At 70.3% G+C, this 21,865-nt stretch carries 24 protein-coding genes; 19 read left to right on the plus strand and 5 right to left on the minus strand.

Translation table 11 applies throughout. The features are described from left to right. Positions 1-128: 128 nt before the first annotated feature. The 14 genes from VO99_RS09300 to VO99_RS09365 all read left to right on the plus strand — a co-directional run bounded on the left by VO99_RS09300 (position 129) and on the right by VO99_RS09365 (position 13,526). Complete coding sequence (locus VO99_RS09300; RefSeq protein ID WP_046112557.1) at positions 129-1,145, plus strand: TRAP transporter substrate-binding protein; 1,017 nt, start codon at positions 129-131, stop codon at positions 1,143-1,145. A 43-nt stretch (positions 1,146-1,188) separates the two neighbouring features. Beyond that, a complete protein-coding gene (locus VO99_RS09305) occupies positions 1,189-1,635 on the plus strand; it encodes a type II 3-dehydroquinate dehydratase (RefSeq protein WP_046112558.1) in 447 nt (148 codons plus the stop codon). Between the two features lie 12 nt (positions 1,636-1,647). After that, the gene (locus VO99_RS09310; protein WP_232315319.1) at positions 1,648-2,163 is read left to right on the plus strand and encodes a TRAP transporter small permease; all 516 of its coding nucleotides are present in this window, start codon (positions 1,648-1,650) and stop codon (positions 2,161-2,163) included. Further along, on the plus strand, positions 2,160-3,437 hold the full coding sequence (locus VO99_RS09315; RefSeq protein ID WP_046112560.1) for a TRAP transporter large permease subunit: 1,278 nt from the start codon (positions 2,160-2,162) through the stop codon (positions 3,435-3,437). The genes VO99_RS09310 and VO99_RS09315 overlap by 4 nt, the downstream gene beginning before the upstream one ends. A 31-nt stretch (positions 3,438-3,468) precedes the next feature. After that, a complete protein-coding gene (locus VO99_RS09320; RefSeq protein ID WP_046112561.1) occupies positions 3,469-4,416 on the plus strand; it encodes a ThuA domain-containing protein in 948 nt (315 codons plus the stop codon). Between the two features lie 8 nt (positions 4,417-4,424). Next, positions 4,425-4,997: a PEP-CTERM sorting domain-containing protein gene (locus VO99_RS09325; protein ID WP_052736216.1), complete on the plus strand. Its 573-nt coding sequence runs from the start codon at positions 4,425-4,427 to the stop codon at positions 4,995-4,997. Between the two features lie 132 nt (positions 4,998-5,129). Next, positions 5,130-7,166 carry an outer membrane protein assembly factor BamB family protein gene (locus VO99_RS09330; protein ID WP_052736217.1) on the plus strand — a complete coding sequence of 679 codons (2,037 nt, stop codon included), beginning with the start codon at positions 5,130-5,132 and terminating at the stop codon, positions 7,164-7,166. A gap of 15 nt (positions 7,167-7,181) precedes the next feature. Further along, on the plus strand, positions 7,182-7,955 hold the full coding sequence (locus tag VO99_RS09335) for a PEP-CTERM sorting domain-containing protein (protein ID WP_046112562.1): 774 nt from the start codon (positions 7,182-7,184) through the stop codon (positions 7,953-7,955). Continuing rightward, the gene (locus VO99_RS30795; protein WP_046112563.1) at positions 7,952-8,608 is read left to right on the plus strand and encodes a PEP-CTERM sorting domain-containing protein; all 657 of its coding nucleotides are present in this window, start codon (positions 7,952-7,954) and stop codon (positions 8,606-8,608) included. The genes VO99_RS09335 and VO99_RS30795 overlap by 4 nt, the downstream gene beginning before the upstream one ends. Further along, positions 8,605-10,035, plus strand: a complete 1,431-nt coding sequence (locus VO99_RS09345; protein WP_052736218.1) for an ELWxxDGT repeat protein — start codon at positions 8,605-8,607, stop codon at positions 10,033-10,035. Before VO99_RS30795 ends, VO99_RS09345 begins: the two co-directional genes overlap by 4 nt. Before the next feature lie 125 nt (positions 10,036-10,160). Further along, entirely contained in the window at positions 10,161-11,777 is a 1,617-nt protein-coding gene (locus VO99_RS09350) for a histidine kinase famiy protein (protein ID WP_083440474.1), read from the plus strand. Positions 11,778-11,896: 119 nt separating this feature from the next. After that, positions 11,897-12,175, plus strand: coding sequence for a hypothetical protein (locus VO99_RS09355; RefSeq protein ID WP_046112564.1), 279 nt, complete (start codon positions 11,897-11,899; stop codon positions 12,173-12,175). Between the two features lie 148 nt (positions 12,176-12,323). Further along, entirely contained in the window at positions 12,324-12,647 is a 324-nt protein-coding gene (locus VO99_RS09360; protein ID WP_198156903.1) for a hypothetical protein, read from the plus strand. A 99-nt stretch (positions 12,648-12,746) separates the two neighbouring features. Continuing rightward, entirely contained in the window at positions 12,747-13,526 is a 780-nt protein-coding gene (locus VO99_RS09365; RefSeq protein ID WP_046112566.1) for a TerC family protein, read from the plus strand. A gap of 97 nt (positions 13,527-13,623) precedes the next feature. Here VO99_RS09365 and VO99_RS09370 read toward each other — a convergent pair whose 3' ends face one another. The 4 genes from VO99_RS09370 to VO99_RS09385 all read right to left on the minus strand — a co-directional run bounded on the left by VO99_RS09370 (position 13,624) and on the right by VO99_RS09385 (position 17,407). Beyond that, positions 13,624-14,598: a Bug family tripartite tricarboxylate transporter substrate binding protein gene (locus tag VO99_RS09370; RefSeq protein WP_046112567.1), complete on the minus strand. Its 975-nt coding sequence runs from the start codon at positions 14,596-14,598 to the stop codon at positions 13,624-13,626. Positions 14,599-14,634: 36 nt separating this feature from the next. Further along, complete coding sequence (locus VO99_RS09375) at positions 14,635-15,630, minus strand: hydroxymethylglutaryl-CoA lyase (RefSeq protein WP_046112568.1); 996 nt, start codon at positions 15,628-15,630, stop codon at positions 14,635-14,637. Next, positions 15,627-16,856 (minus strand): CaiB/BaiF CoA transferase family protein, encoded by a 1,230-nt coding sequence (locus VO99_RS09380; RefSeq protein ID WP_046112569.1) that lies wholly within the window; start codon positions 16,854-16,856, stop codon positions 15,627-15,629. The genes VO99_RS09375 and VO99_RS09380 overlap by 4 nt, the downstream gene beginning before the upstream one ends. A 116-nt stretch (positions 16,857-16,972) precedes the next feature. Then, a complete protein-coding gene (locus VO99_RS09385; protein ID WP_046112570.1) occupies positions 16,973-17,407 on the minus strand; it encodes an Rrf2 family transcriptional regulator in 435 nt (144 codons plus the stop codon). Between the two features lie 58 nt (positions 17,408-17,465). Here VO99_RS09385 and VO99_RS09390 point away from each other — a divergent pair, with 58 nt between their 5' ends. Continuing rightward, the gene (locus VO99_RS09390; protein WP_046112571.1) at positions 17,466-18,383 is read left to right on the plus strand and encodes an NAD(P)/FAD-dependent oxidoreductase; all 918 of its coding nucleotides are present in this window, start codon (positions 17,466-17,468) and stop codon (positions 18,381-18,383) included. Between the two features lie 2 nt (positions 18,384-18,385). Here the strand turns inward: VO99_RS09390 and VO99_RS09395 are convergent, their stop codons facing one another. Next, positions 18,386-19,276 carry a LysR family transcriptional regulator gene (locus VO99_RS09395; protein ID WP_046112572.1) on the minus strand — a complete coding sequence of 297 codons (891 nt, stop codon included), beginning with the start codon at positions 19,274-19,276 and terminating at the stop codon, positions 18,386-18,388. Between the two features lie 63 nt (positions 19,277-19,339). On the opposite strand from VO99_RS09395, the gene VO99_RS09400 reads away from it, so the two are divergent. From VO99_RS09400 to VO99_RS09415, 4 genes are read left to right on the plus strand one after another with little or no spacing between them, the layout of a single operon-like run. Continuing rightward, the gene (locus VO99_RS09400) at positions 19,340-19,660 is read left to right on the plus strand and encodes an ArsR/SmtB family transcription factor (RefSeq protein WP_046112573.1); all 321 of its coding nucleotides are present in this window, start codon (positions 19,340-19,342) and stop codon (positions 19,658-19,660) included. 5 nt (positions 19,661-19,665) lie between these two features. After that, positions 19,666-20,100, plus strand: a complete 435-nt coding sequence (locus VO99_RS09405) for a YeeE/YedE family protein (protein ID WP_046112574.1) — start codon at positions 19,666-19,668, stop codon at positions 20,098-20,100. An 11-nt stretch (positions 20,101-20,111) separates the two neighbouring features. After that, positions 20,112-20,528 (plus strand): DUF6691 family protein, encoded by a 417-nt coding sequence (locus VO99_RS09410; RefSeq protein WP_046112575.1) that lies wholly within the window; start codon positions 20,112-20,114, stop codon positions 20,526-20,528. Positions 20,529-20,570: 42 nt separating this feature from the next. Next, positions 20,571-21,776 carry an HPP family protein gene (locus tag VO99_RS09415; RefSeq protein ID WP_083440475.1) on the plus strand — a complete coding sequence of 402 codons (1,206 nt, stop codon included), beginning with the start codon at positions 20,571-20,573 and terminating at the stop codon, positions 21,774-21,776. Positions 21,777-21,865: the final 89 nt, after the last annotated feature.

The following is a 21,865-nucleotide window of genomic DNA, read 5'->3' on the forward strand; positions in this document are numbered from 1 at the left end:
CTGCCCACGCACTCTAACGCCCGACCCCATGAATCAACGGCTGGGAAGCGTATTCCCTAGTGGAAACACTTTCCGTTTTTCTTATGCTGACGGCCAAGATTCACCTTTCTGAATACAGGAGAACCCCCATGACGCTCCACCGCCGGCCGCTCGTCCTCGCCTGCCTGTCGGCCTTGCTGGCCCTGCCCGCCCTGACCGCCACCGCGCAGGACTTCCAGGAGCGCACCATCAAGTTCGGCCACCTCAACAATGCCGACCACCCGGTGAGCGCCGGCGTCAAGAAGTTCGCCGAACTGCTGGCCGCCAAGACGGGCGGCAAGATGAAGGTGCAGGAGTTCCCGGCCTCCACGCTGGGCAACGAGATGCAGCAGCAGTCGGCGCTGCAGGGCGGCGTGCAGGAGATGAGCGCGCCGGCCACCACCTCGCTGGCAGGCATCGTCAAGGAGTTCGGCCTGATCGACTTCCCGTTCGCGGTGAGCGACTTCGGCCAGGCCGACGCGCTGCTGGACGGCCCCTTCGGCCAGGCCCTGCTGGCCAAGCTGCCCGAGAAGGGCCTGGTGGCCCTGGGCTACTGGGACCTGGGCTTCCGCAACGTCACCAACAGCAAGCGGCCCATCACCAAGCCGGAAGACCTGGAAGGCCTGAAGCTGCGCGTGATCCCCAATCCGGTGTTCCTCGAGACCTTCAAGGCGCTGAAGGCCAACCCGACGCCGATGCCCTTCGCCGAGCTGTATGGCGCACTGGAAGCCAAGGCGGTGGACGGCCAGGAGAACCCCTTCGCGGTGATCCTGTCCAACAAGATGTACGAGGTGCAGAAGTACGTCAGCGCCACCAACCACGTGTACGCGGCCAACATCGTGCTGGTCAGCAAGCGCTTCTGGGACAAGCTGTCACCGGCCGAGAAGAAGGCGATGAACGACGCCGCCAACGAGGCGCGCAGCTACCAGCGCACCACCAGCCGCGCCGCCGCGCAGAAGGCCGTGGCCGAGCTGCAGGCCAAGGGCATGCAATACAACGAGCTGACCCCCGCCGCGCAGAACGCGATGAGCGCCATCGCCAAGCCGGTGACCGACCGCCTGGCCGCCTCCTACGACCCCGCCACGGTCAAGCTCTACAACGACGAGCTGGCCCGCATCCGCAAGTAATGCCCTTCCCCGCCCAAGCCACGCCGACTCCTTGCGCATGCCCATGAACATCCTCGTCCTTCACGGCCCCAACCTCAACCTGTTCGGCCGCCGCGAGCCGCACATCTACGGCACCACCACGCTGGCGGAAATCAACGAACGCCTGGGGGCCATCGCCCGCGAACTGGGCGTGACGCTGGAAACCTTCCAGAGCAACCACGAGGGTGCGCTGATCGACAAGCTGCACGAGCGCATCGACAGCGCCCACGGCGCGCTGGTGAACCCGGCCGGCCTCACCCAGCACGGCGTGCCGCTGCACGACGCCATCAAGGCGATGCCCTTCCCGGTGCTGGAGATCCACATGTCCAACATCGCGGCGCGCGAGGCCTGGCGGGCGCACTCCATCATCTCCCCCGCGGTGAAAGCCACCATCCAGGGCCTGGGCTGGCGCTCCTACACCTTCGGCCTGCAGGCGCTGGTGGACCTGGTGCGCGAAGGCCAGTCGGCCTGAAGGCGGTAGGTCGTGTTGAACCGTCTGTTCGGCCTGTACTGCCGCGCCCTGGAAGCCCTGCTGGTGCTGGCGCTGGCCACCATGGTGCTGCTGGTGTTCGGCAACGTGGTGCTGCGCTATGCCTTCAATTCCGGCATCACGGTGTCGGAAGAGCTGTCGCGCTGGCTCTTCATCTGGCTCACCTTCCTGGGCGCGGTGGTGGCGCTGCATGAGCACCGGCACCTGGGCACCGACATGCTGCTGGCCCGGCTGGGCCCGGGCGGGCGGCGCGCCTGCCTGGTCGCCGGCCACCTGCTGATGCTGGGCGCCTGCGGCCTGCTGCTGCAGGGCTCGGTGGAGCAGATGCGCATCAACTGGAGCGTGTCCGCGCCTTCCAGCGGCGCGCCCATGGCCGTGGTCTACGGCGCGGCGGTGGTGTTCGCGGCATCGGCCATCCCGATGCTGGTGGTGGACATGCTGGCGCTGATGCGCCCCGGTGCGACCGAGGACGGCCAGCCCTTCGGCATGACGGCCGAGGAGCAGGCATGACCATCACCGTCTTCCTCGGCTCGCTGCTGGGCGCCATGGCCCTGGGCGTGCCCATCGCCTTCGCGCTGCTGCTGTGCGGCGTGGCGCTGATGTGGCACCTGGACCTGTTCGATGCGCAGATCCTCGCGCAGAACCTGATCAGCGGCGCCGACAGCTTCCCGCTGCTGGCCGTGCCCTTCTTCATGCTGGCCGGCGAGATCATGAACACCGGCGGGCTCTCGCGCCGCATCGTCAACCTGGCGCTGGCCATCGTGGGCCACGTGCGCGGCGGCCTGGGCTACGTGGCCATCGTGGCGGCCTGCCTGATGTCCGCCTTGTCGGGCTCCGCGGTGGCCGACGCGGCCGCGCTCAGCGCACTGCTGCTGCCGATGATGGTGGCCGCCGGCCACGACAAGGCCCGCTCCGGCGGCCTCATCGCGGCCTGTGGCGTGATCGGTCCGGTGATCCCGCCGTCCATCGGCTTCGTGGTGTTCGGCGTGGCGGCCAACGTGTCGATCAGCAAGCTCTTCCTGGCCGGCATCATGCCGGGGCTGATGCTGGGCGCCGCGCTGTGGCTCACCTGGTGGTGGATGGCGCGCCGCGAGGCGCTGACCCCCCCGCCGCGGCGCACCCGCGCCGAGGTGCTGGTGAGCCTGCGCGAGGCCTCCTGGGCGCTGCTGCTGCCGGTGATCGTGGTGGTGGGCCTGAAGTTCGGCGTGTTCACGCCCACCGAGGCCGCCGTGGTGGCCGCGGTGTATGCGCTGCTCATCTCCACGCTGGTGTACCGCGAACTGCCGCTGGGCCGGCTGTACGCGGTGTTCGTGGATGCCGCCAAGACCAGCGCCATCGTGATGTTCCTGGTGGCTGCGGCCATGGTCAGCGCCTGGCTGGTGACGGTGGCGGGCCTGCCCGCGCTGGTGGTCAGCCTGGTGGAGCCGTTGATCGACCAGCCCACGCTGCTGATGCTGGCGCTGATGGCGCTGGTGCTGTTCGTGGGCACCGCCATGGACATGACGCCCACCATCCTGATCCTGACGCCGGTGCTGATGCCGGTGGTGGCCGCCGCCGGCATCGACCCGGTGTACTTCGGCGTGCTGTTCATGATCAACAACTCCATCGGCCTCATCACGCCGCCCGTGGGCGCCGTGCTCAACACCGTGGCCGGCGTCGGCCGCATGAGCATGGACGCGGTGACCCGCGGCGTGGTGCCCTTCCTCATCGCCCAGTTCGGGCTGCTGTTGCTGCTGGTGCTGTTCCCCAAGCTGGTGACGGTGCCCGCGCGTTGGTTCTATTGATTCCAGACCCCACCCAGAGAGGAGACCCGTGATGAAGACGACAGGCAAGACCCTTCAACTGACCCTGGCCGCGGCCGCCGTGCTGAGCTGCTTCGGTGCGCAGGCCCAGGCCACCAAGAAGGTCAATTCGAAGAACATCGACCCGTACTACAACGTGTGCCGGGGCACCAGCCCCGAGTGCTACAACGACTGGAAGGCGTTCGAGAACACGCCCAACCGCGTGCTGATCTATTCGCGCACCGCCGGCCCGCGCCATGCCAACCTGGGCCCTGCGCTGGCACCCGGCCTGAACCCGCCGCTGGCCGAGACCAACGTGATGCAGTCGGGCCTGGTGCGCATGCTGACCGAAGCCGGCATCCAGGCCGACTGGACCGAGGACGTGACCGTGCTCAGCGGCCGCATCAACAACTACAAGACGGTGATCTTCGCCAGCAGCAACCGCGACACGCTGTGGAACGCCACCGCCACCACCAGCAACGACGCGGCCCGCACCTCGCTGCGCAACTACATGCGCCGCGGCGGCGGCTTCGTGGCCCTGCACAACGCCTTCGGTGCCGAATACAACTGGCCCTACTACGAAGGCCTGCTGGGCAATGCCAACTTCTACAACCACGGCCCCAACCGCGCCGGCACGGTGGAGCTGATCGGCAACGACCCGTCGACCGCCGGCATCTCTGCTCGCTTCGAGTTCCAGGACGAGTGGTACAACCTCGCGCCCTTCCCCACCAACGTGAAGTTCCTGGCCAAGGTGGACGTGAGCACGCTCAACCCCACCACCGGCGCGCCGCACCCCGGCCACCCCGACTTCCATCCGGTGACCTGGTGCCAGTACTACGACGGCGGCCGCGCCTGGCTGACCACGCTGGGCCACAACGCCACCTCCTTCACCGGCTCGGGCCCCGGCGCCGCGCAGTTCCAGAAGATGGTGGTGCAGGGCGTGAAGTCGACCATGGGCCTGACGCCCTTCTGCACGCAGTGAGGCAGGCCATGAAGCAGTACCTCGCGCTGGGCGCCATGGCCCTGGGCCTGGCGGCCGCGCTGCCGGCCAGCGCCGCTTCCTTCACCTTCAGCTTCGACAACATCGACAGCGTCGATGAGGTGGACTCGGAGAACAACACGACCCTGGGCTTCAACCTGGGCGCCGACTCGTTCATCACCGGCATGCGCTACGAGGTGGACGTGGAAGCCTTCACGAACAGCTGGCTCAGCGAGCTGACGCTGCGCGTGGGCGGCATGTCGGGTGAAGGCTTCGACTTCATCCCGGTGCCCGACGTCACCGAGTCGGGCCGCCGCACGCTGACGGGCAGCCTCGACCTGCTGAACCAGGGCCTGTCCTTCCGCCTGGGCAGCGACGGCAGGCTGGGCCTGCAGTTCTACGACGACATCAACGACCTGGCCGGTGCCGACGGCAAGTGGCACAGCGGCCGCCTGACCTTCGACTACGTGGCCGCGCCGGTGCCCGAGCCCGCCACCTGGGCCACCCTGGTGGCCGGCCTCGGAGCGGTGGGCCTGGTGGCCTCGCGCCGCCAGCGCCGCGACCGCCGCCCGCGACCCGACTGACCCTTTCCTGACCCTGCCAGGCCCGGCAGCGGGCGCGCGCCCCATCTCGCGCAGCCGCTGGGCCCCGCCACGTCCGTACGCCCCAGCGGCCGCCAGAGCCGCCCCCATGAACTGTTCTCCAGGAGTACCCCGATGAACTTCAATTCCACCCTGCGGCTGCTGCTGGGCGCCGGCCTGCTGGCCGCGGCCCAGCTGGCTTCGGCCGCCGACAACTGCTGCGTACCCACCACCACCGACTTCCCGAAGGTGGGCGGCAACCTGGGCAACCAGAACTACTCGTCGCTGGCCAAGATCCACAAGGGCAACGTGCGCCAGCTGGGCGCAGCGTGGATGACCAGCCTGGAAGGCGGCGCCAAGGCCGGCAATGCGCAGAGCACCGCGGTGGCGGTGGACGGCGTGCTGTTCATCGAGACCGCGCAAGGCCGCGTGCATGCGGTGGACGGCAAGACCGGCGCGGTGAAGTGGAGCTATAACCCCGGCCGCGGCGGCCAGACGCGCCGTGGCGTGGCCGTGGGCGACGGCAAGGTCTACACGCTCACCACCGGCAACTACGTCATCGCGCTGGACCAGAAGACCGGCCAGGTGGTGTGGGAGCGCCAGCACGAGGGCTACGGCAACATCGCCAAGGTGGCCGTGGTGTACCACGACGGCATGATCTACGTGGGCACCAACGACGGCCCGCGCGGCGCCGGCCTGGCCCTCAATGCCAAGAACGGCGACCTGGTGTGGCACTTCTTCGGCGCAGCCGCGCCCGGCACGATCGGCGGCGACACCTGGGAGGGTGACAGCCACCTCACCGGCGGGGCCACGCCGTGGATCCACCCGGCCATCGACCCCGAGCTGAACACGGTGTACTGGACCTTCGGCAATGCCCGCGCGGGCTCGTCGCAGAACGGCTCCACCCGCGGCGGCCAGAACCTGTTTGCCAACTCCATCGTGGCGATGGATGCCAAGACCGGCACCTACAAGTGGCACTTCCAGTCCATCCACCACGACATCTGGGACATGGACAACGTGATGGCGCCGGTGCTGGCCGACATCCGCGTGGCCGGCCAGACGAAGAAGGCCGTGGTCTACGGCAGCAAGACCGGCATGTACTACATCCTGGACCGCAGCAACGGCCAGCCGCTGCTGGGCATCGACGAGAAGCCGGTGCCGGTGGACCCGCGCCAGAAGAGCTGGCCCACGCAGCCCTGGCCGCGCGGCGGCAGCTTCATCCCCACCTGCCCCACCAACGAAGGCCCGGCCCGCGCCGTGCCCAACTTCAAGACCGGCTGCCTGTACGCGGCGCACTGGGACGAGCCCATCCTGTCCTTCCCCGGCCAGGGCGGCGGTGCCGACTGGAACCACCAGTCCTTCAGCCACACCACCAAGTGGATGTACACCGGCGTGGGCTACGTGGGCTCGGCCCACTCGCTGACCGAAGCCAGCAACGGCCTGCGCCCGCTGGGCACCGGCATGTCCGGTGGCATCGTGGCCGTCGATCCCTCCACCAACCAGGTGGTGTGGAAGAAGGACCTGCCCTGGTCCGTGGCGCACGGCAACGGCATCCTGACGACGGCCAGCAACCTGCTGTTCATCGGCCAGCCCGACGGCAACCTGCTGGGCCTGGATGCGCTGAACGGCCGCGAGCTGTGGCGCTTCCAGACCGGCGCCAGCATCAACGCCAGCCCCATCACCTACCAGATCGACGGTGAGCAGTACATGGCGGTGTTCGCCGGCGGCTCGGGCCTGCCTTTCAGCGACGCGCCGCGCGGCGACTACCTGTGGGCCTTCAAGGTGGGCGGCAAGGTGCCGCAGGCCGAAGCCCCGGTGCCGCCGTCCACCCGCCGCCAGATCACCGCCCCGGCGGTGGAAGGCTCGGTGGTCAACAACACCGTGGTGCTCAACCGCACCTACACCAACGGCGTGGTGGGCAGCGAGGAACGCGACACCGTCAATGCGATGGCGCCGCAGCACCTGCGCGTGCCGCAGGGCACCACCGTGACCTTCCACAACCCGGCCACCAACGCCAAGAACCACTGCGCGACGCAGTTCTTCGAAGGCCTGTTCAACGCCGGCCCGCTGGCCCCGGGACAGTCGTTCTCGTACACCTTCAACCAGAAGGGCGAGTACTTCTACAACGACTGCACCAGCCCCCGGGCCACGGGCAAGGTCGTCGTCTATTAATTTAGGAGGATCCCCATGAACATCAAGCTTCTGGGCGCGGCCTGCGCGCTCACCCTCGGCTCGGCTGGCGCGATGGCGCAGGTCGGCGCCGGTTTCCAGATCACCTCGTTCTCGCACGTGGTGTCGGGCGGCACGCTGAGCTGGGTCGACGACAGCCGCTTCGTCGAGCTGGCGGTGGAATCCAAGGAGGCCGGCGGCCTCGGCGGCAACGACGTGGACAGCGCGATGGAGGCTGCCAGCTTGTCTACACAAGTGGCGCATGCCAGCGCGCAGGCCAGCGGCACCGCATCCGGCCTGCTGGCCGGCCGGGTGACTGCCACGCCTTCGTTCGTGGATGCATTCGCCCAGCCCCACCAGGGCGAGGCGAGTGCCTTCAGCGGCGGCGCCTTCACGCTGTCGCAGGCCGGCACCGTGACCTTCACCGTGAACTACACGCTGGATGCCACCTCGCCGCTGAACCAGCCGCTGTACAGCTACGGCTTTGCCGAGCTGGTGTTCGGTGCCGGCAACTACGACACCAACGCCATCGACCAGCTCACCGACCGCATCGACTCGGTGCAGGAAGCCGGCGGCAGCGGCATGCGCAACGGCAGCTTCACGCTCACCGTTGCCATGGAAGGCCCGCAGCAGATGGGCTACTACAGCTTCAACGGCAATGCCTTCGCCAGCGCCGTCACTGCCGTGCCCGAGCCTTCGGAATGGGCGCTGATGCTGGCCGGCCTGGGCGTGCTGGGTGGCTGGCGGCTGCGCCAGCAGCGCCGCGCCGGGCGGCAGGAGGTGGCGGCATGAGGGGCCTGGTGCATCGTGCGGCCGCGGTGGCCGCGGCCTGTGCGGCACTGCTGGCCGCGCCCGCGGCCCAGGCGCTGGACATCGGCGGGCTGTCGCTGGACGAAGCCGGCTTCGCCGACACGCTGGTGTCGTCCACCGGCGTGTTCACCACCTCCAGCGGCACGTTGGCCGACGCGCTGACGGACGGCAGCCTGTCGACCTGGGCCATGTCCACCACCGCAGGTGCCAAGGTGGTGCTGGGCTTCACCGACCGGGTGCTGGTCAACGGCGCGGGGAACGACCTGGCGCTGTTCGAGCGCGGGCATGAGGCCTACGAGTATTCGCAGGAAGGCTTCGACAGCTTCAACGTGACCATCAACGGCATCACCCGCCTGTACTTCACCACCGAGACCACCACCATCATCGACGACTACAACGTCAACATGACGACGGTGGACCTCAGCTTCTTCGGCGTGGCCGAGGGCGCCACGGTGTCGCAGGTGCAGATCGGGCTGGACTACAACACCCGCGGCTCGCTGCCGCAGCTGCAGCTGGTGGCGGGCATCAACACCGTGGCGGCCGTGCCGGAGCCGGCCACGGTGCTGATGACGCTGGCCGGCCTGGGGGTGGTGGGCGTCTTCGCCCGCCGGCGCCAGCGGGCGGCCGCGGCATGAAGCGGCGGCTGGCCACGCTGCGGGCTGCCACGGTGGCGGCGCTGGCCGCCGCCGCGACAGCGCTGCCCGGCAGCTTCGCCGGTGCGCAGGTGCCGGCCGCTGCACCGGCCACCAGCGGGCCGGCCACCGCCGCCGCCCCGGGACGCACCGCACCGGCCACGCCGGCCGCGCTGGGCGATGCCCTGTTGTTCGCCATGGCCGATGCGGCTGGCGGCCTGGAGCTGTGGCGCGCCGACGCGGCCGGCGGCAGCCCGCGCCGGCTGAAGGACATCCAGCCGGGCACCGAGGGCAGCTACCCCAGCGGCTTCACCCGGCTGGGCGATGCGCTGCTGTTCACCGCCAACGACGGCAGCAGCGGCCTGGAGCTGTGGCGAACCGACGGCACCGAGGCCGGCACCCGCCGCGTGGCGGACCTGAACGCGGGCACCGCCGACAGCCTGCCCAATGCGATGGTGGCCTTCGGCAACCGTCTCATCTTCTCGGCCGACGATGGCCGCCACGGCTTCGAGCTGTGGAGCAGCACCGGCGACGAGGCCGGCACCCGCCTGCTGGCCGACCTGAATCCCGGCGCCGGCGGCTCCGCGCCCCGCGGCTTCACCGTGGTGGGCGAACGGCTCTTCTTCATCGCCGACGATGGCCGCCATGGCGCCGAGCTGTGGACCAGCGACGGCAGCGCTGCGGGCACCCGGCGGGTGAAGGACATCCGCCCCGGGCCCGCGGCTTCGCAGCCGCAGCAGCTGGTGGCCCTGGGCGGCCGGCTCTTCTTCGTGGCCGACGATGGCCGCCACGGGCCCGAGCTGTGGACCAGCGACGGCACCGAGGCCGGCACCCGGCTGGTGGGCGACCTGCGGCCCGGCCCGGCTGGCGCCGGCCCCCGCTACCTCACCGCGATGGGCGATGCGCTGTACTTCGCCGCCGACGATGGCCGCCAGGGCGTGGAGCTGTGGTCGGCGGATGCCGACGGCCGCAGGCTGCGCCAGGTGGCCGACATCGCGCCCGGCCCGGCGCATGCGGTGCCCAGCCACCTCACGGCGGTGGGCGGCATGCTGTACTTCAGCGCCAACGACGGCCTCCACGGCGCGGAGCTGTGGGCCACCGACGGCCGCCGCGAGGGCACCCGGCTGGTGGCCGACCTGCAGCCCGGTCCGCAGCCTTCGGCGCCCAGCCGGCTGCAGGCCCACCAGGGCCGGCTGCTGTTCGCCGCCCTGTCGCCGGGCCTCGGCCATGAGCTGCATGCCAGCGACGGCACCGCTGCGGGCACGCGGCTGCTGGCCGACCTGAACCCCGGGCCGGCAGGGAGCTTTCCGCACGACTACGTCGCGGTGGGCGGCCAGCTGTTCTTCGTCGCCGACGGCCCCGGCGGGCTCACCGCGCTGTGGCGCCTGGATGCCCAGGGCACGGTGCTGCCGGTGGGCTCGCCCCCCTGAAGGCAGGCGGATGCCCATGGCCGACTGAAGGCATCCTGCGACTCCCGCTATAGGCGGGCGCCGACAGCGCGTACCGACCGCCCTCGATAAATTTCGTTGCGAAATTCGATGGCAAAGGAGCCCGCTTGGCGAACACCCCGAACAACCGCGCTGCACCCAAGCATGCGCCCGTGACGCTCGACACCGAGAACTTCCAGTCGGAAGGACAAGGGCGGGACATCTTCTTCGCCGCCGTCGAGACCACGCGCATGCCGATGGTGATCACCGACCCGCGGCTGCCGGACAACCCGATCGTGTTCGCGAACAACGCGTTCCTGGACATGACCGGCTACACGCAGGACGAGATCCTGGGCCGCAACTGCCGCTTCCTGCAGGGCCCGGACACCGATCCGCATGCGGTGGCCGAGGTGCGCCGCAACATTGCCGCCCAGCGCGAACATGCCACCGAGCTGCTGAACTACCGCAAGGACGGCAGCAGCTTCTGGAATGCCCTGTTCGTCACGCCGCTGCGCAACCAGGCCGGCGAGCTGATCTATTTCTTCTCGTCGCAGCTGGACGTCAGCCGCCGCAAGGACGCCGAGTCGGCCCTCGGCCAGGCGCAGAAGATGGAAGCGCTGGGCCAGCTCACCGGCGGCATTGCGCACGACTTCAACAACCTGTTGCAGATCATCCTGGGCAACCTGGACGTGATGACCCGCCGCTTCCGCAGCCTGGACGTGGCCGACCCCGCGCTGAACAAGGCGCTGAACAATGCCCGCGAGGCCACCCGCAAGTCGGCCGTGCTCACGCAGCAGCTGCTCGCCTTCGCGCGCAAGCAGCAGCTGCGCGGCCGGGTCATCAACCTCAACGACCTCACGCTGGCCACCGCCGACCTCGCACGGCGCACGCTGGGCGAATCGGTGGAGCTGCACACGGACCTGGAGCCGCAGCTGTGGAACTGCCGCATCGACCCCACGCAGGCCGAGGTGGCGCTGCTGAACGTGCTGCTCAATGCACGTGATGCGATGCCCGAGGGCGGCCTGCTCACCATCCGCACCGAGAACCTGGAGATCGGCCCCGACGAGGCGCGGCTGCACGGCGTGCCGTCGGTGGGACCGTTCGTGCGCATCTCGGTCACCGACAACGGCAGCGGCATTGCACCGGAGGCGCTGCCGCGGGTGATGGATCCCTTCTTCACCACCAAGGAAGAAGGCCAGGGCACCGGCCTGGGCCTGTCGATGGTGTGGGGCTTCGCCAAGCAGAGCGGCGGCGTGGCCACCATCTACTCCGAGGTGGGCACGGGCACCACGGTACGGCTGTACTTCCCGGCCACCACCGATTTCATCTCCAAGCTGCCTTCGCCGCAGGCTTCGCGGGCGGCCCAGGGCACCGAGCATGTGCTGGTGGTGGACGACCGCGCCGAGATCGCCGAGATGGCCGCGATGATGCTGCGCGAGGCCGGCTATACCGCGGTGGACTGCAGCTCGGCGAAGGAAGCGCTGGCCCTGCTGGACAGCGACACGCCCTTCGACCTGCTGCTCACCGACCTCATCATGCCCGGCGGCATGAACGGCGTGCTGCTGGCACGCGAGGCCCAGGCCAAGCGGCCCGACCTCAAGGTGGTGCTGATGACCGGCTTCGCCGATTCGACGCCCGACCGCTGGGGCGGCAACCACTACGAGATGGTCTTCAAGCCCTATTCGCAGGCCGACCTGACGAAGAAGGTGCGCCAGGTGCTGGACGGCACCAGCGGCGTCGACTGACCCACCGACCAGCCGACCCGCGCCCGCGGGCGCGTCCTACCGGCGATGCAGGAACCGTCCCACAGCGGTGCATCGGCCGGTACACAAAAATCAACCCATCAACACACGAGGAGATCCACATGGTCCGCATTGCAATCATTTCCGCTGCCCTGATCGGTTCGCTCGGCCTGGCCGGGTGCGACGTGGACAAGACGCAGGAAGGCGACGTCTCCCTGCCGAAGTACAGCGTGGAGAAGGAAAAGGAAGGCAACGTGACGCTGCCGAAGTACGACGTGAAGACGCCTGACGTCAACGTCACCACCGAGCAGAAGACCATCGAGGTCCCGACCATCAAGAAGGAAGAGAAGACCATCGAAGTGCCCAAGGTCGAGGTGACCCCGGCCGACGAGAAGAAGTAAGTCCTCTTCGCCCTGACCCAACCGCACGCCGGGCCGCGACCATTCGCGCGCCCGGCGTGCGTGCGTCAGGGCATGTACGTAGGAACCGCGACGCCGCCTCGCAGGCGGCCCGTAGAATCCCGGTCCCATGCATCCGCGGCCCTTTGCCATGATCGTTGCGCTGGTGCTGCTGTGCACCAGCGTGTTCGCGCATGCCGAGCCGCTGCTGCTGGCCGGCAGCGCCGAGTCGCTGGAGCTGGTGTGCGGCATGGCGCTGGTGGATGCCGCGGCCGGTGCCGACACCGGCGATGGCCGCAGCCATGTCACGCACGACGGCCTGGGTGATGCGCTGGGCGTGCTGCCCGGCGTGCCGGCCGCCTGGCCGCCATCTCGGCCCACCGTGGCCTGGTGCCGCGGCCGTGCCGCCGCCATCCCGCTGCCGCCCTACCTGGACGGCCTGCAGCGCCCGCCCTGCCGCAACGCCCTGGCGTAACACGCCCCGCCTCCCGCGGGCCGCCCAGCGGCCGTCCGCCCCCTTCCCACACAACCACTCTGCGCACCTGCCCTGCGGCAGCGTCGCGCCACTGACACCATGGAAATCCTTCTCGACCCCAATGTCTGGATCGCCTTCGCGATGCTTACCGCGCTGGAGATCGTTCTCGGCGTGGACAACATCATCTTCATCTCGATCCTCGTCGGCCGGCTGCCGCCCGAGCTGCGCGACCGGGCACGCCGCCTGGGCCTGGGCTTCGCGATGGTGTCGCGCCTGGCGCTGCTGTTCTCGCTGAGCTGGGTGATGGGCCTGACCAAGGACCTGTTCACCGTGCTGGGCCAGGGCATCAGCGGCCGCGACCTGGTGCTGCTGCTGGGTGGCATCTTCCTGCTGTGGAAGGCGTCGCACGAGATCTTCGTGGAGGTGGAAGCCCACGAGATGGACGGCCCGCCCGGCGAGCCGGTGAGCGAGGCGGCGGCCAAGGCCGCAGGCGCCCGCGCCTTCTGGGCCACCATCGGCCAGATCGGCGTCATCGACATCGTCTTCTCGCTCGACTCGGTGATCACCGCCGTGGGCATGGTGGACGAGCTGCCGGTGATGGTGGCCGCCGTGATCGCCGCGGTGGGCGTGATGCTGTTCGCCGCCAAGACCATCGGCGACTTCGTCGACAGCCACCCGTCGGTCAAGGTGCTGGCCCTGGCCTTCCTGGTGATGGTGGGCATGGCCCTGACCGCCGAAGCCTTCGACGTGCATGTGCCCAAGGGCTACATCTATGCCGCCATGGCCTTCTCGCTGGCCGTGGAAGCCCTGAACATCCGCTCGCGCGGCAAGCGCGCGCTGAAGGCGCAGGCCGACCGCGAGGCAGCGGCAGCGAAGTAAGCAGGCATAGCGCCGGGCCCCGCGTCCGGACGCCTGAGGTCCTGCGAAAGAAGGCCGGCACCGAAAGGTGGCCGGCCTTCTTGCATCAGTGCCCCGGTCAATCCGCCTCGATCTTCGAAGCCTTCACCACCGCGCCCCAGCGGGTGTACTCGGTCTTCACGTAGTCGCCCAGCTGCTGCGGGTTGAGGTAGTCGGCCGAGGCGCCCTGCTCGGCGGCCTTCTGCTGGAAGGCCGGGGTGGCCATCAGCTTGGCAATCTCGGCGCTGAGCTTGTCGACCACCGGCCTGGGCGTGGCCGCCGGCGCGAACACCGCGAACCACGAAGTGGCGTCCAGCTTGGGCAGGCCGGCCTCGGCCGCCGTGGGCACGTTGGGCAGCGAGCCCAGGCGCTGCTTGCCGGTGACGGCCAGCGCCACCAGCTTGCCCGACTGGATGTGCTGCATGTAGGGCGGCGGCGTGCCGAAGGTCATGTCCACCTGGGCGCCCAGCAGGTCCTGCAGCGCCGGGCCGGTGCCCTTGTAGGGCACATGGGTGAGCTGGATGCCGGCCTGCTGTTCCAGCATCGCGCCGGTCACATGCTGCAGCGATCCGTTGCCCGACGAGGCATAGGTCAGCTTGCCCGGGTTCTTCTTGGCATAGGCGATCAGCTCGGCCATGGTGCGCACCGGCAGGCCCTCGCGCACCACGATCACCTGCGGTGCATTCAGCACGTTGGCCACCGGCTGCAGGTCCTTCTGCTCCCATTGCGCGGCCTGCTTGCTCACGTGCGGCGTGATGACGTGGTAGCCCGAGTACTGCATCAGCAGCGTGTGGCCATCGGCCTCGGCGCGCTTGACGGCCACCGCCGCGATGGCACCGCTGGCGCCGCCGCGGTTGTCCACCACGATGGTCTGGCCCAGCGCCTTGCCCAGCGGGTCGGCCAGCATGCGCGCGGCCAGGTCGGTGGTGCCGCCGGGCGCGGTGGGCACGATCAGCGTGACCGGCTTGCTGGGGTAAGGCGCCTGCGCCAGCGTGGCGCCGCTGAAGCCCAGGCCGAGGGCCAGGGCCAAGGTGGTGCGTCGTGTCGTGTTCATCGTCGTTGTCTCCATTGCTTTGTCGAACGAGAGGTGTCAGGCATCACGCGCCAGCGCACGCTGACGGATGGCGTCGAAGTCGGCCGGCGGGCGGTGCAGGTCGAGCCGGCGGCCCGCCTTGACGATCTGGCTGGGGATGTCGTGGCCGATCAGCGCCGGCAGCCGCCGCGCGGCGTCGATCAGCGCGGGCAGGTCCACGCCGGTGTCGAAGCCCATCAGCTGCAGCGCATGCACAATCTCCTCGCTGCACACGTTGCCGGTGGCGCCGGGTGCATACGGGCAGCCGCCGATGCCGCCCAGGGACGCATCGAAGCGGTCGGCCCCGGCATCGATGGAAGCCAGCACATTGGCCAGCCCCATGCCGCGGGTGTTGTGGAAGTGCAGCGTCAGCTCGGTGCCCGGCCAGCGGGCGCGGAAAGCCCGCACCAGCGCGGCCACCTGCCCCGGATACGCCATGCCGGTGGTGTCGCACAGCGTGACGCCGCGGGCGCCCAGCTCGGTGACGAAGCGCTCGCACCAGCCCAGCACCGTGGCCTCGGGCACGTCGCCTTCCATCGGGCAGCCGAAGCTGCACGACAGCGACACGTTGACCGCCCGCTGGGCCTGCCGCGCCATCGCGTTCACCGCCTGCAGCGCGGCATACGACTGCTCGCGCGTCATGCGCAGGTTGGCCAGGTTGTGGGTCTCGCTGGCGGACATCACCAGGTTGAGCTCGTCGGCCTGCGCGTCGATCGCCCGCTCGGCGCCGCGCACATTGGGCACCAGCGCGGTGTAGACCACGCCGGGCCGGCGCTCGATCTCGCGCAGCACCACCTCGGCATCGCGCAGCGCCGGGATGGCCTGCGGCGAGACGAAGGCGGTGACCTCGATCTTCGCCATGCCGGCGTGCGACAAGGCATTCACCAGCGCGATCTTGTCCTCGGTGGGCACGAAGGCCTCTTCCACCTGCAGGCCGTCGCGGGTGCCCACCTCCTGCATGAAGACGCGGCGGCCGGCGCCGGTCCATGCGTCGTTGTTCGTGTGCTTGCTCATGCCACCACCTTGCGTTCACGCAGTTGCTGGATCTGTTGCTCGGTCAGGCCGATCTCCCGCAGCACCGCATCGGTGTCGTCGCCAAGGTGCGGCGCCGAGCTGCGCACCGTGCCCGGCGTGCCCAGCAGCTTGGGCACGATGCCCGGCACCGCCACGTCGTAGCCGTCGCGGGTGCGCTGCTGCAGGATCATGTCGCGGGCCCGGTAATGCGGGTCTTCGGCGATGTCCTTGGCGGTGTAGACCTTGCCCGCCGGCACACGCGCCGCGCCCAGCGCCTCCAGCACGCCGGCCACGCTGCGCTGCTGCGTCCAGGCCTCGATGGCCGCGTCGATCTCGGCCACGCGGGCCACGCGGCCGGCATTGCTGCCCAGGTCGGGGGCGTTGCCCAGGTCGTCGCGGCCGATGGCCTGCATCAGCCGCTTGAAGATGCTGTCGCCGTTGCCGGCCACGAGCACGTAGCCGTCGTTGCAGCGGTAGGCGTTCGATGGCGCGATGCCGGGCAGCGCACTGCCGGCCGCCTCGCGCACCGCACCGAAGGCGCTGTACTCGGGGATCAGGCTTTCCATCACGTTGAACACCGCCTCGTGCAGCGCCACGTCGATGGCCTGGCCGGCGCCACCGTTCACCTTGCGGTGATACAGCGCCATCATCACGCCGATGACGCCGTGCAGCGCGGCCAGCGTGTCGCCGATGGAGATGCCGCAGCGCACCGGCACGCGGCCGGGCTCGCCGGTCAGGTGGCGCAGGCCGCCCATCGCCTCGCCGATGGCGCCGAAGCCCGGCAGGTCGCGGTAGGGGCCGGTCTGGCCGTAGCCGCTGATGCGCAGCATCACCAGGCCGGGGTTGATCTTCGCCAGCTCGTCGTAGCCCAGGCCCCAGGCCTCCAGCGTGCCGGGGCGGAAATTCTCGATCAGCACGTCGGCCTCGGCGATCAGACGTCGAGCGATGTCCTGGCCTTCGGCGCCGCGCAGGTCCAGCGCGATGGAGCGCTTGTTGCGCGACTGCACCTGCCACCACACCGAGGTGCCTTCCTTGATCAGCCGCCAGTTGCGCAGCGGGTCGCCTGCGCCCGGCGTCTCGATCTTCACCACGTCGGCGCCGAATTCGCCCAGGATCTTGCCGGCGAAGGGGCCGGCGATGAGCTGGCCCATCTCCACCACGCGCACGCCTTGCAGCGCGCTGGGCGTGAGGGCCGGCGGTGGAGGGAGGTCGGTTCGGTCGGTCATGGCGGGCGCTCCAGCGGCAGGTCAGGGGCCGATTGTGGAAAAGCCCGGCCCGCGGTGGAATGATCCATCGACGAGCCGAGCTTTCGCGGACGGCGAAAGCGGCTGCTCGCAAACACCTAGGGCCGCCCGGCGCCGTGGCGGGCGGTGGCCTGCCGCGCGATGTCGGCCACCGTCACCTGGCCGAAGCGCTTGAGCAACAGGGCCTGCGCCGCCTGCAGCGCCTGGCCCACCGAGGCATTCACCGCCTGCTCCACCAGGCAGTCGGGATGGTCGGCGGTGGCGCCCAGGGCGAACACCGCCGGCTCGCCCACCGCCTGGTAGACGTCCAGCAGCGTGATGCGCTCCAGCGAGCAGCCCAGCTTCCAGCCGCCGCCATGCCCGCGCGCCGCGGCCACGAAGCCGCAGTCGCGCGCGCCGGCCATCACCCGCCGCACCACCACCGCATGGGTGCCCAGCATCGTGGCGATGACATCCGAAGTGACGGGTTCGTCGGTCTGCGCCATGTGGATCAGCACATGCAGCATGCGGGAGAGTCGGCTGTCGTTTCTCATCCAGCTATCGTAACCCGGCAAGTTGCATGAAAATCGGCGGCTGCCTATCATGCAACTCATGAAGTCACCAAACACCCCTGCCGAGCCGCTCTTCGACGCCATCGTGGTGGGCGGCAGCTTCTCGGGCCTGTCGGCCGCGCTGCAGCTGGCCCGCGCGCGGCGCCGCCTGCTGGTGGTGGACGCCGGCCTGCCGCGCAACCGCTTCGCCGCCCATTCGCACGGCTTCCTGGGGCAGGACGGCCGGCCGCCGGCGGAGATCCTGGCGCAGGCGCGCGAGCAGCTGGCGCGCTACCCCACGGTGCAGTGGCTGCAGGCCACCGCCACGCAGGCCCGGGTCGCCCCAGAAGGCGGCTTCTTGCTGCACACCGACGCGGGCAGCCCGCTGGCGGCCCGTCGGCTGCTGCTGGCCACCGGCGTACTCGACAAGCTGCCGCCCGTGCCCGGCCTGGCCGAGCGCTGGGGCCGCAGCGTGTTCCATTGCCCGTACTGCCATGGCTACGAGCTGAACCAGGGCCGCATCGGCGTCGTCGCCGCCAGCCCGCTGGCGCAGCACCATGCGCTGCTGCTGCCGGACTGGGGCACCGTCACCCTGTTCCTCAACGGCGCCCATCAACCCGACGACGAGCAGGCGGCCGCATTGCAGGCCCGCGGCGTGGCGGTGGTGGGCGGCGCGGTGCGGGAGGTGACGGGCAGCGCCACGGTGGTGATGGAGGACGGCCGCCGCCATGAGATGGACGGCCTGTTCACCCAGCCCGTCACCGAGCCGGCCGGCCCGCTCGCCCGGCAGCTGGGCTGCGAGCTGGAGGACAGCCCGATGGGCCGCTTCGTGCGCACCGGCCCGACGAAGGAAACCACCGTGCCCGGCGTGTTTGCCTGCGGCGATGCCGCACGGGCTGCGGGCAATGTGGCGCTGTCGGTGGGCGACGGCGCGCTGGCCGGCGCCGGCGTGCACCAGTCGCTGGTGTTCCGCGGGTGAGGTCAGCGCAGCAAGTGTTCCATCAGCAGCCGCACCGGCCGCGGCAGCGCATCGAAGTCGCGTGCGCCGATCAGCAGCTGGCGGTGCACCCAGGGATCGCTGAGGTCGATCTGCCGCAGGCCCATCGCGCGCAGATAGGGCTTCACCGCGGCATCGGGCAGCACGCCGATGCCCAGGCCGGCGGCCACCATCTGGCACATCGCATCGAAGCTGCGCACCTGGATGCGCAGCTTCAGCCGCCGGCCCAGCGCTTCCGCCTCCTCGCGCAGCCGCTCGGCCAGCGAGGTGCCGCTGGGCAGGCTGACGAACTCATGGTCCAGCGCCTCGGTGAAGCGCAGGCGCTTGCGGCCGGCCAGCGGATGGCCCTCGGGCACCACCAGCACCAGCCGGTCGCTGCGGTAGGCCACGGTGCGCAGGCCCAGCGGCGGCGTGCGCTCGGCGAAGATGCCGATGTCGGCCCGGCCGTCCAGTACCGCCAGCACCGCCTCGCTGCTGTTGCGTTCCTCCAGCTCGATGCGGATGCCCGGGTTGGCCGCGGTGAAGCCCGCGATGCCCGCCGGCAGGAACTGGGTGATGGCCGAAGTGTTGGCCCACAGCCGCACCACGCCCACGATGCCGCTGGCGTAGTCGGACAGGTCGGCTTCCAGCTGGTCGACGTCGGTGAGGATGCGCTGCGCATGCCGGTGCAGCGCCTGGCCGGCGACGGTGAGCTTCACGCCGCGTGAATGCCGCTCGAACAGCTGCGTGCCGAGCGCCGCTTCCAGGTCGGTGATGCGCTTGCTGGCCGCACCCACCGCCAGCCGCGCCCGCTCGGCGCCCTGGCTGATGCTGCCGGTGTGCACCACATGCGCGAAGAGCGAAAGCGACACCAGGTCGAGTCGATGGAGGTTCACCGGACGATTGTGCCGAAGCCACACTTCATGGACTCACAATATATACATTGATATATTGAAGCCATGCCGAACCCGCTCGTCGCCCCCGATCCCGACACCCTGCGCCAGGCCGCCGGCCAGGCCGTCGCCGCGCTCAAGCTGCTGGCCAACGAGGAGCGTCTGCTGCTGCTGTGCCAGCTCTCGCAGGGCGAGCAGTGCGTGGGCGACCTGGAAGCCGCGCTGGGCATCCGCCAGCCCACGCTGTCGCAGCAGCTGGGCGTGTTGCGCAACGAAGGCGTGGTGGCCACCCGCCGCCAGGGCAAGCAGATCTTCTACAGCGTGGCCGACGAGCGGCTGCTGCAGATCCTGGCCGTGCTGGCCGCCCTGTACTGCCCGCAGGCATGAGCGCCATGCAGATCGACTGGACGGCCTTCACCCCGTTCGCGGCCACCGCCGGCGGGCTGCTCATCGGCCTGGCGGCGGCGATGTTCGTGCTGCTCAACGGCCGCATCGCCGGCATCAGCGGCGTGCTGGGTGGCCTGCTGAGGCCCCGGCGCGGCGACCTGGGTTGGCGCGCCGCCTTCGTCGGCGGGCTGGTGCTGGCGCCGCTGGCCTACGGGCTGTTCGCGCCGCTGCCGGTGCCGCGCATCGATGCCGGCCCCGACCTGCTGGTGGCCGCCGGGCTGCTGGTGGGCCTGGGCACGCGCTACGGCAGCGGCTGCACCAGCGGCCACGGCGTGTGCGGCCTGTCGCGGCTGTCGGCGCGCTCGCTGGTGGCCACCCTGCTGTTCATGGGCGCCGGCTTCGCCACCGTGTTCGTCATCCGCCACCTGCTGGCGGCCTGAGGGGCACAGGCATGCTGCAGATCGTCGCTGCCCTGCTGGCCGGGCTGGTGTTCGGGCTCGGGCTCATCGTCTCCGGCATGGCCGATCCGGCCCGGGTGCTGGGCTTCCTCGATCTGGCCGGCGCCTGGAATCCGTCGCTCGCCTTCGTGATGGGCGGCGCCATCGCGGTGGGCCTGCCGGCATTCGCCCTTGCCGCCCGGCGCCGCCATGCGCTGCTGGGCGGGCCGATGCAGCTGCCCACCGCCCGTGGCATCGACCGCCGGCTGGCGGGCGGCAGCCTGCTGTTCGGCATGGGCTGGGGCCTGGCCGGCCTGTGCCCGGGCCCGGCGCTGGTGGGCCTGGGCATGGCACTGCCGCAGGCCGGCCTCTTCGTGCTGGCGATGCTGGCCGGCATGGCGCTGTTCGAGCTGCTGCCGCGCCGCCGCTGAGCCCGGCGCCGGCCGCCGCGCCGGCTTGCCTACCATCGGCGCATGCAGTCCCCGAGCCCCAGCCGTGCCACCTCTCTGCCCGAAGCCGCGCCAGCGGTGCCCGATGCCACCACCCGCCTGCCCGGCCTGCGTCGCTGGCTCGGCGACCTGCGCCCGGCGCCGGTGCATGTGGGCCGCACCGAGCAGTTGCGCGCCTGGGTGGGCGCGGCGCTCGGCATCCTGCTGACCGGGCTGGCCAGCCGCTGGCTGGGCGGCGGCGCCGGGCCCTGGCTGGTGGCGCCGCTGGGCGCCAGCGCGGTGCTGGTGTTCGCGGTGCCGGCCAGTCCGCTGGCCCAGCCCTGGGCGGTGGTGGGTGGCAACACCTTGTCGGCGCTGGTGGGCGTGGCCTGCGTGCTGCTGATCCCGGATCCCGCCTTTGCCGGCGCGGCGGCCGTGGGGTTGGCCATCGCGCTGATGTTCCTGCTGCGCTGCCTGCATCCGCCGGGCGGGGCCACGGCACTGTTCGTCGTGCTGGCGCAGGTGGGCAGCGTGCGCTTCGCGCTGTTCCCGATGCTGGTGAACTCGCTGCTGCTGGTAGCCGCCGGCATGGCCTACAACCACCTCACCGGCCGGCGTTATCCGCATGGGCCGGGTGCGCCCGCCGCCGCCGCGCCGCCCTCGCGCAGCCGCTTCACCGAGGCCGACCTCGACGCCGCGATGGCCCGCTACGGCCAGGTGCTGGACGTGAGTCGAGACGACCTGCAGGCCCTGCTGCACCATGCCGAGCTGGCCGCCTACCGGCGCAACCTGGGCGAGCTGCGCTGCGCCGACATCATGTCCACCGACCCGCTGACGGTGGCCTTCGGCACGCCGCTGGAAGAGGCCTGGGCGCTGATGCAGCAGCGCCGCATCAAGGCGCTGCCGGTGATCGACCGCGCGCGCCGGGTGGTGGGCATCGTCACGGTGGCCGACTTCATGCGTGAAGCCGACCTGGCCCGGCACCACGGCCTGGGCGACCGGCTGCGGGCGCTGGTGCGTCGCAGCGGCCTGACCCACACCAGCAAGCCCGAGGCCGTCGGCCAGATCATGACGCGGCAGGTGCGGGTGGCCAGCGCGCAGCGCCACGTGATCGAGCTGGTGCCGCTGTTTTCCGAGGGCGGCCACCACCACATTCCCATCATCGATGCGGAGCAGCGGCTGGTGGGCATCATCACCCAGTCGGACCTGGTGCGCGCGCTCTACCGCGCGGTGCAGGTCGGAAGCCCCTAGTGGCGGCGGGCGCGCTTCCCGGTTACCTTCTCGCCAGATCAGAAACCCAGCATTGCTGACACATCTGGTGGCCTTGCGCAGAACTCGGC

The organism is Aquincola tertiaricarbonis, from assembly GCF_000969605.1.
Taxonomy (GTDB): Bacteria; Pseudomonadota; Gammaproteobacteria; order Burkholderiales; family Burkholderiaceae_C; genus Aquincola; species Aquincola tertiaricarbonis.